General features: G+C 68.5%; 13 protein-coding genes. 1 reads left to right on the top strand and 12 read right to left on the bottom strand.

Features of this window, described 5'->3' with window-relative positions; translation table 11 throughout:
- Window positions 1-28 precede the first annotated feature (28 nt).
- From rodA to ACZ68L_RS09615, 9 genes are all read right to left on the bottom strand, one after another.
- A complete protein-coding gene (gene rodA, locus ACZ68L_RS09655; protein ID WP_469575631.1) occupies window positions 29-1,219 on the bottom strand; it encodes a rod shape-determining protein RodA in 1,191 nt (396 codons plus the stop codon).
- Window positions 1,219-3,384 (bottom strand): penicillin-binding protein 2, encoded by a 2,166-nt coding sequence (mrdA, locus tag ACZ68L_RS09650; RefSeq protein ID WP_469575629.1) that lies wholly within the window; start codon window positions 3,382-3,384, stop codon window positions 1,219-1,221. The genes rodA and mrdA overlap by 1 nt, the downstream gene beginning before the upstream one ends.
- A gap of 61 nt (window positions 3,385-3,445) precedes the next feature.
- Entirely contained in the window at window positions 3,446-4,108 is a 663-nt protein-coding gene (gene mreD / locus ACZ68L_RS09645; protein ID WP_469575628.1) for a rod shape-determining protein MreD, read from the bottom strand.
- An 11-nt stretch (window positions 4,109-4,119) separates the two neighbouring features.
- Window positions 4,120-5,172, bottom strand: a complete 1,053-nt coding sequence (gene mreC / locus ACZ68L_RS09640) for a rod shape-determining protein MreC (protein WP_469575627.1) — start codon at window positions 5,170-5,172, stop codon at window positions 4,120-4,122.
- A gap of 125 nt (window positions 5,173-5,297) precedes the next feature.
- Window positions 5,298-6,317, bottom strand: coding sequence for a rod shape-determining protein (locus ACZ68L_RS09635; RefSeq protein WP_469575625.1), 1,020 nt, complete (start codon window positions 6,315-6,317; stop codon window positions 5,298-5,300).
- Between the two features lie 290 nt (window positions 6,318-6,607).
- Window positions 6,608-7,021, bottom strand: coding sequence for a nucleoside-diphosphate kinase (ndk, locus tag ACZ68L_RS09630; protein ID WP_093898216.1), 414 nt, complete (start codon window positions 7,019-7,021; stop codon window positions 6,608-6,610).
- 257 nt (window positions 7,022-7,278) lie between these two features.
- Window positions 7,279-7,638, bottom strand: coding sequence for a DUF4233 domain-containing protein (locus ACZ68L_RS09625; RefSeq protein ID WP_469575623.1), 360 nt, complete (start codon window positions 7,636-7,638; stop codon window positions 7,279-7,281).
- A gap of 5 nt (window positions 7,639-7,643) precedes the next feature.
- Entirely contained in the window at window positions 7,644-9,167 is a 1,524-nt protein-coding gene (gene folC, locus ACZ68L_RS09620; protein WP_469575622.1) for a bifunctional tetrahydrofolate synthase/dihydrofolate synthase, read from the bottom strand.
- Window positions 9,168-9,439: 272 nt separating this feature from the next.
- The gene (locus tag ACZ68L_RS09615; RefSeq protein WP_469575619.1) at window positions 9,440-12,061 is read right to left on the bottom strand and encodes a valine--tRNA ligase; all 2,622 of its coding nucleotides are present in this window, start codon (window positions 12,059-12,061) and stop codon (window positions 9,440-9,442) included.
- A 123-nt stretch (window positions 12,062-12,184) separates the two neighbouring features.
- Between ACZ68L_RS09615 and ACZ68L_RS09610 the strand changes: the two genes are divergently transcribed.
- The gene (locus tag ACZ68L_RS09610; protein WP_469575617.1) at window positions 12,185-13,282 is read left to right on the top strand and encodes a hypothetical protein; all 1,098 of its coding nucleotides are present in this window, start codon (window positions 12,185-12,187) and stop codon (window positions 13,280-13,282) included.
- 76 nt (window positions 13,283-13,358) lie between these two features.
- Here ACZ68L_RS09610 and clpX read toward each other — a convergent pair whose 3' ends face one another.
- From clpX to ACZ68L_RS09595, 3 genes are all read right to left on the bottom strand, one after another.
- A complete protein-coding gene (clpX, locus tag ACZ68L_RS09605; RefSeq protein WP_148835162.1) occupies window positions 13,359-14,657 on the bottom strand; it encodes an ATP-dependent Clp protease ATP-binding subunit ClpX in 1,299 nt (432 codons plus the stop codon).
- Between the two features lie 157 nt (window positions 14,658-14,814).
- Window positions 14,815-15,495: an ATP-dependent Clp protease proteolytic subunit gene (locus ACZ68L_RS09600; protein ID WP_093898221.1), complete on the bottom strand. Its 681-nt coding sequence runs from the start codon at window positions 15,493-15,495 to the stop codon at window positions 14,815-14,817.
- An 80-nt stretch (window positions 15,496-15,575) separates the two neighbouring features.
- Complete coding sequence (locus ACZ68L_RS09595) at window positions 15,576-16,181, bottom strand: ATP-dependent Clp protease proteolytic subunit (RefSeq protein ID WP_469575881.1); 606 nt, start codon at window positions 16,179-16,181, stop codon at window positions 15,576-15,578.
- Between the last annotated feature and the right edge of the window lie 366 nt (window positions 16,182-16,547).

Here is a 16,547-nt window from a genome sequence, read left to right as displayed (position 1 = left end):
CGAGGATGGGCAGTGCTCCCGCACCGGCTCAGGCGCTTATCGGTCGTTGCACCCTGATCGACTGGAGCAGTCCGACGGCCACCCAGACGGCGAACATCGAGGATCCTCCGTACGACACGAACGGCAGCGGAAGCCCGGCGACCGGCATGATGCCGAGCGTCATCCCGATGTTCTCGAAGGCCTGGAAGGCGAACCAGGCGATGATTCCGCCGGCGACGATCGTGCCGTACAGCTCGGTCGTCTCGCGGGCGATCCGGCAGGCGCGCCACAGGACGATGCCGAGCAGGACGAGGATCAGCCCGGCGCCGAGGAAGCCGAGCTCCTCGCCGGCGACGGTGAAGACGAAGTCGGTCTGCTGCTCGGGGACGAACTGGCCGGTGGTCTGGGTGCCCTGGAAGAGGCCCGTTCCGGTGAGGCCGCCGGAGCCGATCGCGATGCGGGCCTGGTTGGTGTTGTAGCCGACGCCCGCCGGGTCGAGCGCGGGGTTGGCGAAGGCGGCGAAGCGGGCGATCTGATACTCGTCGAGCAGGCCGAGCTTCCAGATCGCGATCGCGCCGACCACGCCCGCGCCGAGCAGGCCGAAGATCCAGCGGTTCGACGCGCCGGAGGCGAGGAGCACACCGAGCACGATGACGACCATGACCATCACGGAGCCGAGGTCCGGCATCCCCATGACGACAATCATCGGCACGGACGCCAGGCCCAGCGCCTTGGCGACGGTCCGGTGATCGGGGTGGAGCTGGTCACCAGCGTCGACGCGCTCGGCGAGCAGCATCGCCATGATCAGGATGATGGTGATCTTGGTGAACTCGGACGGCTGGAGCGAGAAGCCACCGCCGATGATGATCCAGGCGTGGGCACCGTTGACGGTGGCGCCGAGCGGGGTGAGGACCGCCAGTACGAGGATCACCGAGAGGCCGTAGAGGATCGGGACGGCGCCGCGCAGGGTGCGGTGGCCGAGCCAGATCGTGCCGATCATCAGGCCGAAGCCGATGCCGGTGTTGAGGGCGTGCCGGAAGAGGAAGTAGTACGGGTCGCCGTGAGTGAGCGCGTGGCGGCCCCGGGTCGCGGAGTAGACCAGCAGCGAGCCGATGAAGGAGAGCGCGATCGCGGACCCGAGCAGCGGCCAGTCGAGTTTGCGCACGACGGAGTCGCGGGCGACGAGTTTGCCCCAGGCGGAGCGCTCGGGGGCGTACCGCGAGACGGAGAAGCCGGCCATCAGTCGCGCCTCCCCAGGGCCGCCGCGAGGGTCTGTTCCTCCGGAGTCTTCTGCGAGTTCGGGTCGTACGGCTTGATCTCCGGGGCGTCGATCGAGCCGTCCCGCTGGATCTTCGGCAGGGACTTCTGCGGGGTGGGCAGCAGTGCCTTCTTCAGATCCTGCTTGCCGGAGTCGTCGAGACCGTAGAGGGCGTCGTAGATGTTGCGCACGGCCGGCCCGGACGCGCCGGAGCCCGTACCGCCCTGAGAGATCGTCATGACGATCGAGTAGTCCTTGGTGTACGTGGCGAACCAGGAGGTCGTCTGTTTGCCGTAGACCTCCGCCGTGCCCGTCTTGGCGTGCATCGGGATCTTGTCCTGCGGCCAGCCGCCGAACCGCCAGGCCGCCGAACCGCGGGTCGCGACTCCCGCGAGGGCGCCGTCGATCTCGTTGCGGGTCTTGCGGGAGAACGGCAGCTTGCCGTGCGACTTGGGCGCGATCTCCTGGACGCTCTTGCCGTCGCCGCTGACGATCGCCTTGCCGACGGTGGGGTCGTAGAGGGTGCCGCCGTTGGAGATCGCGGCGTAGATGGTGGCCATCTGGATCGGGGTGACGAGGGTGTCGCCCTGGCCGATGGAGTAGTTGACGGAGTCACCGGCGCGCATCTTGTCGCCTTCGAGACAGTTCTCGTACGCGATCTTCTCGACGTACGAGCCGTCCTTCTTGCCCTGTTTGCACCAGGCGTCCTTGTTCGCCTTGTAGAAGTTCTGCTTCCACTTGCGGTCGGGGACGCGGCCGCTGACCTCGTTGGGGAGGTCGATGCCGGTCTCCTTGCCGAGGCCGAACTGGTGGGCGGTCTTGTAGAACCAGTCCTTGGGGTGCTTCTTCGGGTTGATGCCGCCGTCCTTCAGCCACTCCTTGTGCGCGATGCCGTAGTACACGGTGTCGCAGGAGACTTCGAGGGCGCGGCCGATGGTGATGTCCCCGTAGCCCTGGGACTCGTAGTTCTTGAAGGTCTGGCCGCCGACGTTGTACGAGCTGGGGCAGGGGTAGTGGCCGTCGAAGGGGTAGCCGGCGTTGACCGCCGCGGTCGAGGAGATGACCTTGAAGATCGAGCCGGGGGCGGCCTGGCCCTGGATGGCCCGGTTCAGCAGCGGGAAGTTGGAGTTCTTGCCGGTGAGCTTGGCGTAGTCCTTGGCGGAGATGCCGCCGACCCAGGCGTTGGGGTCGTAGTTCGGCAGGGAGGCCATCGCGACGACGCGGCCGGTCTTGGCCTCCATGACGACGACGGCGCCGGAGTCGGCCTTGTAGTTCTCACCGGTGTTCTTGTCGAACGACTGACGGGCCGTCTTCATCGCCTCGTTGAGCTCGTACTCGGCGACGGCCTGGACCCGGGCGTCGATGGAGGTGACGACGCTGGAGCCGGGCTCCGCCTCGTCGTTCTTCGCCTCGCCGATGACCCGGCCGAGGTTGTCGACCTCGTAACGGGTGACCCCGGCCTTGCCGCGCAGTTCCTTGTCGTAGGTGCGCTCCAGCCCGGAGCGGCCGACCTGGTCGGAGCGCAGGTACGGCGAGTCGGTGTGCTGGGCCTTGGTGATCTCTTCGTCGGTGACGGGCGAGAGGTAGCCGAGGACCTGGGCGGTGTTGGCCTTGCCGGGCTCGGCGTAGCGGCGTACGGCGGTGGGCTCGGCGGTGATGCCGGGGAAGTCCTCGGCACGTTCGCGGATCTGGAGGGCCTGCTGGGTGGTGGCCTCGTCGGTGACCGGGATCGGCTGGTACGGAGAACCGTTCCAGCAGGGCTGCGGCGTCTTCGCGTCGCAGAGCCGGACCTTGTCGAGGACCTCCTTGGGCGCCATGCCGAGGACGCCGGCGAGCCGGGTCAGGACGCTCTTGCCGTCGTCCTTCATCTTCAGCAGCTCGGTGCGGCTGGCGGAGACGACCAGACGGGTCTCGTTGTCGGCGAGGGGCACGCCGCGCGCGTCGAGGATGGAGCCGCGGACGGCGGGCTGGACGACCTGCTGGACGTGGTTGTTCTTCGCCTCGTCGCTGTACTCCTGGCCGTTGCGGATCTGGAGGTACCAGAGGCGCCCGCCGAGCGTGAACAGCAGGGAGAAGACGAGGACCTGGATGACGACGAGACGGATCTGGACCCGTTGGGTCCGGCCGGTCTCGGGGATGTTGCTCACGGGGCGCCCCCGGTGGTGGTCGGGCCGGAGGTACGGGGGGTGTCCTCCCGGTGGTGCGGCCTCACAGTCGCTTGACTCCCTTGATCCGTCCGGCGCGTGCCGCCCGGTTGCGGGCGACCTTGACGCGCAGTCCGCCGCGCTGGCCGCCGATCCGCAGTCCGGTGCCGGAGGACAGCCAGCCCGCGGCGACGTCGCCGCCGCCGGACGAGTCGGCGAGCGGATCGTTCACCGTGCGTCTGGCGACCGCCATGATCAGGGGCACGACGAACGGCGCGAGGAGCAGGTCGTAGACGGCGGCGGTGAACAGCAGGCTGCCGAGACCCACGTGACGGGCCGCCGTGTCCCCGACGAGCGCGCCGACGAGCGCGTACAGCAGGGTCGATCCGATCGCCGCGGCCACGACCGCGACCATCGGGACGAACGCCGACTTGAGCTGCCCGGTCTCCGGCTTGACCAGTCCGGCGAGGTAGCCGATGACACAGAGCACCAGGGCGTAGCGCCCGGCGGCGTGGTCGGCGGGCGGCGCCAGGTCGGCGAGCAGTCCCGCGCCGAAGCCGATGAGCGCGCCGCTGACGTGCCCGTACACGAACGCGAGGCCGAGGACGACGAGGAGCAGCAGGTCGGGCACGGCGCCGGGGAGTTGGAGCCGGGCGAACACCGAGACCTGGACGACCAGGGCGACCACGACCAGGACGGCGGAGAGCAGAATCCGGTTCAGACGCATGGGAATCAGCTCTACCTCTGCTCGTTGACCGCGGTGCCGGTGTTCGGTGTGGCGCCCGGACTGCCGCTCGGGTCCGGGCTTCCGCTGGGGTCCGGGCTCTCGTGGATGTTCCCGACGACGTTGCCGTTGGTGTCGACGATGTCTCCGTTGGGCGAGATGGTCACGGTGACGGTCGGGGTGGGCTTCGGCTTGGCGGGCTTGGCCGGTTCCTTCGGCAGGACCATGTCGCGGGGGTCCTCGCGCGGGGCCTGGACGACGACGCCGACGATGTCGAGCTTGGTGAACCCGACGTACGGGCGGACGTAGACGGTACGGGTCAGGCCGCCGCCGGACGGGTCGACGCGGACGACCTCGCCGACCGGGACGCCGGGCACGAACGGCTTGTCCTTGCTGGAGCCGAAGGTAACCAGCCGGTCGCCCTTCTCCACCTTGGCCTTGCCGTTGAGGAACTGCACGGACAGCGGCCGGGAGCCCTGGCCGGTGGCGAAGCCCAGTTCGTCGGTCTTCTCCATACGGGTGCCGACGGTGAAGTCGGGGTCGTTGGCGAGGAGCACCGTGGCGGTGTCCGGGCCGACGGTGGTGACCCGGCCGACGAGCCCGTCGCCGTTGATGACGGTCATGTCGCGCTTGATGCCGTCGTTGGAGCCCGCGTCGATGGTGACCGTCCAGGAGAAGCCCTGGGCCGCTCCTATGGCGATGACCTCGGCGCCCTTGATGCCGTACTGTCCGGCGGCCGACTTCTTCAGCATCCGGTCCAGCTCGCGCACCCGGTTGCGGTTCTGGTCGTTGCTGCCGAGCCTCGTCTTGAGCGCGGCGTTCTGCTGCTCCAGTTCAGCGATCCGGTTGTGCCGGGTGCCGGAGTCGCGTACCGCTCCTATGGCGTTGCCCACCGGGTCGACCGCCGCCGCGACGCCGTTCTCGACCGGCCCGAAGACGGTGGCGGCGGCCCGCCGGGCACCGTCCACCGGTGACTCCTCGCCGCCGCGGATGTCCACCGTGATCAGCGCGAATGCGATGGCGATCAGCAGCACCAGGAGCAGCCGGCTCTCTCGTGTGTCCCTCACGTGCGGCGGCCGTGCCTTCCTCGTCGGAATGTTCGTGCCTGTATATCAACGATCCGGCGTACGGATCCGCAGTGGTCCGTACAGCAGACTGATGGGTTGTGTACCTGCGGGCCGGCCCGTGCCGGCTACCGGCGGGGCTGGGCGTCCAGCACCTGCTGGAGTGCCTCGAACTCCTCGACGCACTTGCCCGATCCGAGCGCCACCGAGTCCAGCGGGTCCTCGGCGATATGGATCGGCATGCCGGTCTCGCGGCGCAGCCGCTCGTCCAGCCCGCGCAGCAGCGCGCCGCCGCCGGTGAGGACGATGCCGCGGTCCATGACGTCGCCGGAGAGCTCCGGCGGGCACTTGTCGAGCGTGGTCTTCACCGCGTCGACGATCGCGTTGACCGGCTCCTCGATGGCCTTGCGGACCTCGGCGGCCGAGATGACCACGGTCTTGGGCAGCCCGGAGACCAGGTCCCGGCCGCGGATCTCGGTGTGCTCGTCCTTGTCCAGGTCGTACGCCGAACCGATCGTGATCTTGATCTGTTCGGCGCTGCGCTCACCGAGGAGGAGCGAGTACTCCTTCTTGATGTGCTGGATGATCGCGTTGTCCAGCTCGTCACCGGCGACCCGGATCGACTGGGCAGTGACGATTCCGCCGAGCGAGATGACCGCGACCTCGGTGGTACCGCCGCCGATGTCGACGACCATGTTGCCGGTGGCCTCGTGAACCGGCAGCCCGGACCCGATGGCCGCCGCCATGGGCTCCTCGATGATGTGCACCTGGCGCGCGCCGGCCTGCGTCGACGCCTCGATGACGGCGCGTCGCTCGACCCCGGTGATGCCGGAGGGCACGCAGACGACGACCCGCGGGCGGGCCAGGTAGCGACGCTTGTGGATCTTCAGGATGAAGTAGCGGAGCATCCGCTCGGTGATCTCGAAGTCGGCGATCACGCCGTCCTTCAGTGGCCGCACGGCAACGATGTTGCCCGGTGTACGCCCGATCATCTTCTTGGCCTCGGAGCCGACCGCGAGGATGCCGCCGGTGTTGGTGTTGATGGCCACGACGGACGGCTCGTTGAGAACGATGCCGCGCCCCCTGACGTACACCAGCGTGTTGGCAGTCCCGAGGTCGATAGCCATGTCACGGCCGATGAACGACATTGAGTTCCCCTTGTTCCCCATGAGGATGCGTCGGGCCTTCCGGACAAGCGATGATGGCTTGTTCTGGTCGGCGAGGTGGGCGCTGCGGGCGTGGAAGATTCCATCGTAGTGCCGTATGCACGGACACCGCGCGAGGGTCCTTCGCCTTTGTGGGCGGAACGGGTGGCCGTTCCACTCATGGTGACGTTACGTCGGGGTGATGCGTTCCCGCGATCCGGGACCCTATACCGAAGGGCGACCGAATTAATTCGGTCGCCCCAGGTCATGAGCGCTGTTCGGCTGATCCGAGGTCAGGAAAGTCCCGGGAAGAAGAGCTTCAGTTCCCGCTCCGCGGACTCCTCGGAGTCCGAGGCGTGGATGAGGTTCTCCCGGGTGATCGTGCCGAAGTCACCGCGGATGGAGCCGGGCGCGGCGGCGATCGGGTCGGTGGGTCCGGCGAGCGTACGGATGCCCTCGATGACCCGCTCGCCCTCGGCGACCAGTGCCACGATCGGGCCGGACTGCATGAACTCGACGAGCGGCTCGTAGAAGGGGCGGCCGACGTGTTCGGCGTAGTGCTGCTCCAGCGTGGCGCGGTCGAGGGTACGCAGCTCCAGCGCGGTGATCCGCCAGCCGGCCTTGCGCTCGATCCGCCCGACGATCTCGCCGACCAGTCCGCGCCGGACGGCGTCGGGCTTGAGCAGAACGAGGGTGCGCTGGGTCATGGTGTGCGGCTCCTTGCAGGCATGCGGGTGCGGTGAGGCGAGGCTACAGGGGTACGGGAACGGGCCCGCGGCCGGGTTGGACCGACCGGCACATGGGGGGTGGGAGAAGGAGCGGGGCTGGGTGCGTGCAGCTGCAAGGCGGAGGATTGAGGCAACGCGGTGCGTTGGTGATTGACGACAACGCGGCAGATGTGCGCACCCAGCCCCGCGACGCCGCCCCCCATGTGCCGGTCGGTCCAAGGCCACGAGGCACGGGATCAGCCACCGGCCGCGGCCTCGGCCGCCTCCTGTGCGGCCGCCCAGCGGGCCTTCGCCTCGTCGATCTTGCGGCCGTAGTGGACCGAGGCCCACCACAGGCCGCCGAAGATCACACCGAGGATGAACATCATCGGGACGACGAAGCCGCTCAGCACCAGGGCGATCTGCAGCGCCCAGCCGAGCTGGATCCCGCCGGGGCGGGTGATCATCCCGCAGAGCAGCACGGAGAGCAGCATGCCGATGCCGCAGACCGTCCAGACCGTGGTGTCGGAGAGATCGTCCGACTTCATCGCGACGAGACCGGCGAAACCGATCACGAAGAACTCGCCGATCAACGTCGACGCACAGAGCGTACGCACTTCGGTCAGTGCCTCCCCAGGAGCAGCCGGGCCTCGCCGACCGTGATCACGGAACCCGTCACCAGGACGCCGGCGCCCGCGTACTCGTCCTCTTCTTCGGCGAGGGTGATCGCCGCCTCCAGGGCGTCGTCGAGACGCGGCTCGACCTGGACGCGGTCGTGGCCGAAGACCTCGACCGCGACGGCGGCCAGCTCGTCGGCGTCCATCGCGCGCCCGCTGGAGTTCTGGGTGATGACGACCTCGGCGAAGATCGGCTCGAAGGCTTCCAGAAGCCCCTTGACGTCCTTGTCGCCGCTGGCGCCGACCACACCGATCAGCCGGGAGAAACCGAACGCCTCGGAGATCCCGTCGGCGGTGGCGCGGGCGCCCGCCGGGTTGTGGGCCGCGTCCAGGACCACGGTCGGGCTGGAGCGGACCACTTCGAGGCGCCCCGGCGAGATCACCGAGGCGAAGGCCCGGCGGACCGTGTCGATGTCGAGTGCGCCGGGCTGCTCGGCGCCGATCCCGAAGAACGCCTCCACGGCGCAGAGCGCCACCGCCGCGTTGTGCGCCTGGTGGGCGCCGTACAACGGGAGGAAGACCTCGGCGTACTCACCGCCGAGACCGCGCAGCGTCAGCAGCTGCCCGCCGACGGCGATCTCGCGCGAGAGGACGCCGAACTCCATGCCCTCGCGGGCGACCGTGGCGTCGACCTCGACGGCCTTTTTCAGCATGACCTGCGCGGCGTCGACCGGCTGCTGCGCCAGGACGACCGTGGCCCCCTGCTTGATGATCCCGGACTTCTCACCGGCGATCTCGGCGGGCGTGGCGCCGAGCCGGTCGGTGTGGTCCAGCGAGATGGGGGTGACGACGGCGACCGAGGAGTCGATCACGTTCGTCGCGTCCCAGCTGCCGCCCATGCCGACCTCGACGACGGCGACATCGACCGGCGCGTCGGCGAAGGCCGCGTACGCCATGCCCGTCAGCACCTCGAAGAAGGAGAGCCGGTACGGCTGCTGGGCGTCGACCATCTCCACGTACGGCTTGATGTCCTGGTACGCCTCGATGAACCGCTCGAGATCGATCGGGAAGCCGTCCAGGCTGATCCGCTCGGTGATCGACTGGACGTGCGGCGAGGTGTAGCGGCCGGTGCGCAGGTCGAAGGCGCCGAGCAGCGCCTCGATCATGCGGGCCGTGCTCGTCTTGCCGTTGGTCCCGGTGATGTGGATCGAGGGGTAGGCGCGCTGCGGCTCGCCGAGCACGTCCATCAGCGCGGCGATGCGCGCGACGGAGGGCTCCAGCTTGGTCTCGCCCCAGCGGCCGGCGAGCTCCTGCTCCACCGCGCGGAGCGCCTTGTCCACCTCGGGGTCGGCGGGGCGGGCCGGGACGTCCTGGCCCTGCGGCGGTCCCGAGCGGGTGCGCAGCGTACGGCTCCCGGCCTCGATCACCGCCAGGTCGGGGTCGCGCTGGGTCGCTTCGTCGACGATCTCCGCGAAGGTCTCGTCGGGATCGGAGGCGTCGTGCCGGTCGGAAGGGCGGGGCTCACTCACGGGGCCAGTCTACGGATGGGCACGGACATCGTGCGCGGCGCCCGGTGCGAAGCCGGTGCTGTGGGGCGCGGCGCTGTGGCTGTACGCGTACCACCTGTTCGTCGTTTCGGCGCGGGCCTTCGTCCGCATGCTGCGCGGCCGCTCCGGCTGGGCGAAGACGCGGAGCCGCCAGTGGCCGGGCCGACGGCGCCGGAGTCCTGACCGCACCCGGGAACGGCGAAGCCCCCGTACTCCCGGCGGCGGGGGTACGGGGGCTTCGCCTCGTCGGGTGATCAGCCCTGCGGCAGGTTCGCCAGCTGGGTGGTGATCCGCTCGATGTCCGCCTCGGCCTTGGCGAGCCGGCCACGGATCTTGTCGACCACGTTGTCCGGGGCCTTGCCGAGGAACGCCTCGTTGGAGAGCTTGCCGTTGGCCTGGGCCTTCTCCTTCTCGGCGGCGCCCAGGTCCTTCGTCAGGCGCTTGCGCTCGGCCTCGACGTCGATCGTGCCGGACAGGTCGAGGGCGACCGTGGCCCCGGCGACCGGCAGCGACGCGGTGGCGTGGAAGCCCTCTTCGGCGGGCTGCAGCCGCAGCAGCTGGCGGATGGCCGCCTCGTGCGGGGCGAGCGGCGTGCCGGTCAGGGTGAGCTCGGCCGGAACCTTCTGGCCGGGCTGCAGGCCCTGGTCGGAGCGGAACCGGCGGACCTCGGTGACCACCTGCTGGACGAGCCCGATCTCCCGCTCGGCCGCGTCGTCGCGGAAGCCGGAGTCCTTCGGCCAGTCGGCGGTGACCAGGGTCTCCTTGCCAGTGAGCGTGGTCCACAGCGTCTCGGTGACGAACGGGACGATCGGGTGCAGCACGCGCAGCATCACGTCCAGGACCTCGCCGAGGACCCGGCCTGAGACCTTGGCGCCCTCGCCGCCTGCGAAGAAGGTCGTCTTCGACAGCTCGACGTACCAGTCGAAGACCTCGTCCCACGCGAAGTGGTAGAGGGCATCGGAGAGCTTCGCGAACTGGAAGTCGTCGTAGAACGCGTCGACTTCGGCGACCGTCTTGTTCAGCCGCGACAAGATCCACCGGTCGGTCGCCGACAGCTGCTCGACGGGCGGCAGCTCGCCCTCCACGGTCGCGCCGTTCATCAGCGCGAAGCGGGTGGCGTTCCAGATCTTGTTGGCGAAGTTACGGGAGGCCTTGACCCAGTCCTCTCCGATCGGCACGTCCGCGCCCGGGTTGGCACCCGTGGCGAGCGTGAACCTCACGGCGTCCGAGCCGTACGCGTCCATCCAGTCGATCGGATCCACCGCGTTCGGGTTGGACTTCGACATCTTCTTGCCGAACTCGTCCCGGACCAGGCCGGTAAGCGCGACGGTCTTGAAGGGGACCTCACCGTCCATCGCGTACAGACCGAACATCATCATCCGGACGACCCAGAAGAAGATGATGTCGTGCCCGGTAACCAGGACATCGGTCGAGTAGAACTTCTCGAGGTCCGGGGTCTCCTCCGGCCAGCCGAGCGTCGAGAACGGCCAAAGACCGGACGAGAACCAGGTGTCGAGGACATCCTCGTCCTGGACCCAGCCCTCGCCGGTGGGCGCCTCGTCGTCGGGGCCGACGCAGACCATTTCGCCGTTCGGCCCGTACCAGACGGGAATCCGGTGGCCCCACCACAACTGCCGTGAGATGCACCAGTCGTTGAGGTTGTCGACCCAGTCGAAGTACCGCTTCTCCATGTCCTTCGGGTGGAGCGCGACCCGGTCGTCGCGGACCGCGTCGCCCGCGGCCTTGGCGAGCGTCTCGACCTTGACCCACCACTGGAGGGAGAGGCGGGGCTCGACGGTCGTCTTGCAGCGCGAGCAGTGACCGACGGAGTGGACGTACGGGCGCTTCTCGGCGACGACGCGGCCCTGCTCGCTCATGGCGGCAACGATCGCGGAGCGCGCCTCGAAGCGGTCGAGTCCCTGAAAGGGGCCGTGCACGGTGATGACACCGCGCTCGTCCATGATCGTCGTGAACTCGAGGTCGTGGCGCTGACCGATCGCGAAGTCGTTCGGGTCGTGAGCGGGCGTCACCTTGACGGCACCCGTGCCGAACTCGGGGTCGACGTGGGTGTCGGCGACGACCGGGATCGTCCGGTCGGTCAGCGGCAGCTTGATCCGCTTGCCGACGAGGTGCGCGTACCGCTCGTCGTCGGGGTGAACAGCGACGGCCGTGTCGCCGAGCATGGTCTCGACCCGGGTGGTGGCCACGACGACGGTCTCGTCGCCCTCGCCGTACTTCAGCGAGACGAGCTCACCGTCGTCGTCCTGGTAGTCGACCTCGATGTCGGAGATCGCGGTCAGGCAGCGCGGGCACCAGTTGATGATGCGCTCGGCGCGGTAGATCAGCTCGTCGTCATAGAGCTTCTTGAAGATCGTCTGGACGGCCTTGGAGAGCCCCTCGTCCATGGTGAACCGCTCACGCGACCAGTCGAGCCCTGCACCGAGGCGCTTCAGCTGGCCCAGGATCCGGCCGCCGTACTCGTCCTTCCACTGCCAGACGCGCTCGGTGAACGCCTCGCGGCCGAGATCCTGCCGCGACTTCCCTTCCTCGGCGAGCTGCTGTTCGACCTTGTTCTGGGTGGCGATGCCCGCGTGGTCCATGCCCGGCAGCCACAGCGTCTCGAAGCCCTGCATGCGCTTGCGCCGTGTGAGGGCATCCATGAGCGTGACCTGGAAGGCATGGCCCAGGTGGAGCGCACCGGTGACGTTCGGCGGCGGAATGACGATCGTGTACGGGGGCTTGTCGCTCTTCGCGTCGGCGGTGAAGTAACCACGTTCTACCCAGCGCTCATACAGCTTCCCCTCTACCTCGGCCGGTGCGTACTGGGTCGGCAGTTCGGGGTTGCTGGCTGGCGTCTGCTGAGTGTTCTCGGTCACGGGGGACAGTTTAGGGCCGTCACAGTCGTGCACTGAAACGGGATTGTTCAGTAACGGTGCGCCTCCCAGTGGTCCACAGGGGTGGACCTTCCGTCAGGATGTTCGGAACGCATAAGCATTCCGATGAGCACTTCCGAACAGGGGACACCGCAGATGAGCTACAACCAGCCGGGCCCGTACGGCGGCCAGCCTCCGCAGGGCCAGCCCGGACCGTACGGCGGCCAGCCTCCCCAGGGCCAGCCCGGCCCGTACGGCGGCCAGCCTCCGCAGGGCCAGCCCGGCCCGTACGGCCAGCAGCCGGGCCCGTACGGCGGCCAGCCGCCGCAGGGCCAGCCCGGACCGTACGGCCAGCAGCCGCCGCAGGGCCAGCCCGGTTACGGGTACCCGCAGCAGGCTCCCCAGGGTGTCCCGCCGCAGCAGCCCCAGCCGGGCTACGGCTACCCGCAGGCCCAGCAGCCGGGCCCCTACGGCCAGCAGCCGCCCACGCCCCCGTACGGCGGCCAGCCCCCGTTCCCCCCGGCCCAGCCGAAGAAGAAGACGGGCCTGATCATCGGTGGCGCGGTCGTGGCACTGGCGGTCATCGCGGGCGGGGCGTACTTCCTGACGTCGGGCGGGGGTGCCAGCAACAGTGATGTGGCGGACTCCACCAAGGGGTACAAGCTGACACCGGCCGCCGCGGTGGACGACTACAAGAAGAGCACCAGCTCTCCGTCAGGGCCGGTGACCGGCGCTCAGAAGACCAACGCCGAGAACCTGGGGATCAAAGATGCCCAGCAGGCCAGCGCTCAGTACCAGTCCGGCTCCAAGGAGGAGCTGCTCACCGCCAAGAGGCTCAGTTTCGCGGGCCTCTGGGGCGACGTCACCGACCCCGCCAAGGTCATCGACAACTCTTTCGACAACACCGCGGCGGAAATGAAGAAGGGCGGTCAGGGCATGGACGCCCAGCTCGTCGGCAGCCCCAAGTCCGTGACCCCGTCCGGGTTCAAGGGCGCGCTGATGAAGTGCCAGGACATGAAGGTGGTCAACAAGGAAGCCGACGGAACCCCCGCGAAGGGCCCGAAGGAGTTCACGATCCCCATCTGCGTCTGGGCCGACTACAGCACGGTCGGCGTCGTCTACGGCGTCGACATGGGACTCGCGATGTCCGGCAAGGGCATGAACCAGGACGACGTGGCCACCCTGACCGCCAAGCTCTACAACACGTCCCGCACCAAGATCTGATCGCGTCACGACGTCGGAAGGGGCGCCCCGCCAGTCCACCTGGCCGGGCGCCCCTTCCGTCTGCGTTCACATGCCTCTACGCGGACTTCTCGTGCCGCCCGCCGTCGCCGTTCCCGATCGTCCGCGGCTCGCGCGGGACCAGCGTCGGGTTCACGTTGTTGCGGACGACGTCCGCCGTGATGACGACCCGGGCGACGTCCTTGCGGGACGGCACCTCGTACATCACGGACTGGAGGACCTCTTCCATGATGGCCCGCAGGCCACGCGCGCCGGTGCCGCGCAGGATCGCCTGGTCGGCGATGGCCTCCAGGGCGGGGCGGTCGAAGTCCAGCTCCACACCGTCGAGTTCGAACAGTCGTTGGTACTGCTTCACCAGCGCGTTGCGCGGCTCGACGAGGATCTGCAGCAGCGCCTCGCGGTCCAGGTTGTGGACCGAGGTGAGGACGGGCAGCCGGCCGATGAACTCCGGGATCATCCCGAACTTCACCAGGTCCTCCGGCATGACCTCCTGGAACTGGTCGCTCGCCTCGATCTCGCGCTTGGAGCGGATCGTCGCGCCGAAGCCGATGCCCTTGGCGCCCGCCCGCGACTCGATGATCCTCTCCAGACCGGAGAAGGCACCGCCCACGATGAACAGCACGTTCGTCGTGTCGATCTGGATGAACTCCTGGTGCGGGTGCTTCCGGCCGCCCTGCGGCGGTACGGAGGCGGTGGTGCCCTCCAGGATCTTCAACAGGGCCTGCTGGACGCCCTCGCCGGAGACATCGCGGGTGATCGACGGGTTCTCGCTCTTGCGGGCGACCTTGTCGATCTCGTCGATGTAGATGATCCCGGTCTCGGCCTTCTTGACGTCGTAGTCCGCGGCCTGGATCAGCTTCAGCAGGATGTTCTCGACGTCCTCGCCGACATACCCGGCCTCCGTCAGCGCGGTCGCGTCGGCGATGGCGAACGGGACGTTGAGCATGCGGGCCAGGGTCTGCGCGAGCAGCGTCTTGCCGGAGCCCGTGGGGCCCAGCAGGAGGATGTTGGACTTGGCCAGCTCGATGGCGTCGTCCCGGCCCTGCGCGCCGCCGTTCTCGCCGGCCTGGACCCGCTTGTAGTGGTTGTACACAGCGACCGAGAGGGCCTTCTTGGCGGGCTCCTGCCCGACCACGTAGCCCTCGAGGAACTCGTAGATCTCGCGCGGCTTGGGGAGTTCCTCCCACCGCACTTCGGAGGTCTCCGCGAGCTCCTCCTCGATGATCTCGTTGCAGAGATCGATGCACTCGTCGCAGATGTACACACCGGGTCCCGCGATGAGCTTCTTCACCTGCTTCTGGCTCTTTCCGCAGAACGAGCACTTGAGCAGATCGCCGCCATCACCGATGCGTGCCACGAGGTGCTTCCCCTTCGCCTGGGAGCAGCCTGGTTCAGCGGCTCCTGGTGCCTCTATCCGACGGTACCTTGCCTTGCCCCCCGTTCGGGCCCCCCTTGGCACGGTTCACACGGCCGATGCGGTGCAAACTCGCCGTGCCAAGGGGTGAAGGCCGACGTCAGACGGCCGTGGCCGCCTGCTTGCGGGTCGACACGATCTGGTCGACGAGACCGTAGGCGAGGGCGTCCTCGGCGGTCAGGATCTTGTCGCGCTCGATGTCGTCGCGGATCTTGTCGATCGGCGTGGTGGAGTGCTTGGCCAGCATCTCCTCCAGCTGGGTGCGCATCCGAAGGATCTCGTTGGCCGCGATCTCCAGGTCGGACAGCTGCTCCCGGCCGGTCTGCGAGGACGGCTGGTGGATCAGCACACGGGCGTTGGGCAGCGCCATCCGCTTGCCGGGCGTACCCGCGGCGAGCAGCACGGCCGCGGCGGAGGCCGCCTGGCCCATGCAGACCGTCTGGATGTCCGGCTTCACGAACTGCATCGTGTCGTAGATCGCGGTGAGCGCGGTGAAGGAGCCGCCGGGGCTGTTGATGTAGATCGAGATGTCCCGGTCCGGGTCCATCGACTCCAGGCACAGCAGCTGCGCCATGACGTCATTGGCCGAGGCGTCGTCGATCTGCACGCCGAGGAAGATCACGCGCTCCTCGAAGAGCTTCGCGTACGGGTCGTACTCACGCACGCCCTGCGAGGTGCGCTCCACGAAGCGCGGCACGATGTAGCGGTTGTCCACCTGCGGGCCGGTGTAGAGGCCGCTCGCGGAGGCGCCGGGGAAGTTGTTCATGTGGGTGTTCACCATCCTGGTGGCGTTCTGTGGCTGGGTGTCTCGGCGTACGAGAGGTGCGCGGGGCGGTGGAGCCCGAACCGGTGGGTACCGGATCAGGCGCCGGTGCCGCCGCCGCCCGGAACGCCCGATGCGACCGTGATGATCTCGTCGATGAGGCCGTACTCCTTGGCCTCGTCCGCGGTGTACCAGCGGTCGCGGTCGCCGTCGCGGATGATCGTCTCGACCGTCTGGCCGGAGTGGCGGGCGGTGATCTCCGCCATCCGCTGCTTGGTGCGCAGCAGGTACTGGGCCTGGATCTTGATGTCCGAGGCCGTACCGCCGATGCCGGCCGAACCCTGGTGCATGAGGATGTCCGTGTTCGGGAGCGCGAAGCGCTTGCCCGCGGTGCCGCCGGTGAGCAGGAACTGACCCATCGAGGCCGCCATGCCCATACCGATGGTGACCACGTCGTTCGGGATGTACTGCATGGTGTCGTAGACCGCCATGCCGGCCGTCACCGAGCCGCCGGGGCTGTTGATGTAGAGGTAGATGTCCTTGTCCGGCTCGGCGGCAAGGAGAAGCAGCTGCGCCGTGATCTTGTTGGCGATCTCATCGTCGACCTGCTGACCGAGGAAGATGATGCGCTCGCCGAGCAGTCGGCTGTAGACCTGGTCACCGAGGCCTCCACCGAGGGACGGCTCTCCGGCGGCGTAGGGCATCAGATTCGTCACGTATCCACCTGCTCGTCTCTGACGGCTCCGGCCGTCTCAGCGTCTTCGTACCGGGTGGGCGGGGACTCCCCTGCCCTTCCTATTCATGGACCCTAACGCGCAGGTAGGACAACGCCATCCCGCTTCCGCAACTGTTCGCTGGGAGCGCAAGCTCCGCAGTCCGCACAAGGGTTGTGGGGCACCGTACGCCATAAGACCGACCGGCAAATGGGGGGTGGGAGAAGGAGCGCGGCCGGGTGCGTGCAGCTGCGAGGCGAAGGATGGAGACATGGCGGGGCCATGATGATCGACGACAACGCGGCAGATGCGCGTGCCCAGCCCCGCGATGCCGCCTCATTTGCCGGTCGGTCCAAG

Source organism: Streptomyces sp. NPDC104309, assembly GCF_055584025.1.
This window is presented reverse-complemented; position numbering and strand designations above follow the sequence as displayed.

Coding starts and splice junctions, on each gene's coding strand:
- rodA (WP_469575631.1), bottom strand. CDS start 1,219: ATGGCCGGCTTCTCCGTCTCGCGGTACGCCCCCGAGCGCTCCGCCTGG.
- mreD (WP_469575628.1), bottom strand. CDS start 4,108: ATGCGTCTGAACCGGATTCTGCTCTCCGCCGTCCTGGTCGTGGTCGCC.
- ACZ68L_RS09635 (WP_469575625.1), bottom strand. CDS start 6,317: ATGTCGTTCATCGGCCGTGACATGGCTATCGACCTCGGGACTGCCAAC.
- ndk (WP_093898216.1), bottom strand. CDS start 7,021: ATGACCCAGCGCACCCTCGTTCTGCTCAAGCCCGACGCCGTCCGGCGC.
- ACZ68L_RS09610 (WP_469575617.1), top strand. CDS start 12,185: ATGAGCACTTCCGAACAGGGGACACCGCAGATGAGCTACAACCAGCCG.
- ACZ68L_RS09600 (WP_093898221.1), bottom strand. CDS start 15,495: ATGGTGAACACCCACATGAACAACTTCCCCGGCGCCTCCGCGAGCGGC.
- ACZ68L_RS09595 (WP_469575881.1), bottom strand. CDS start 16,181: ATGCCCTACGCCGCCGGAGAGCCGTCCCTCGGTGGAGGCCTCGGTGAC.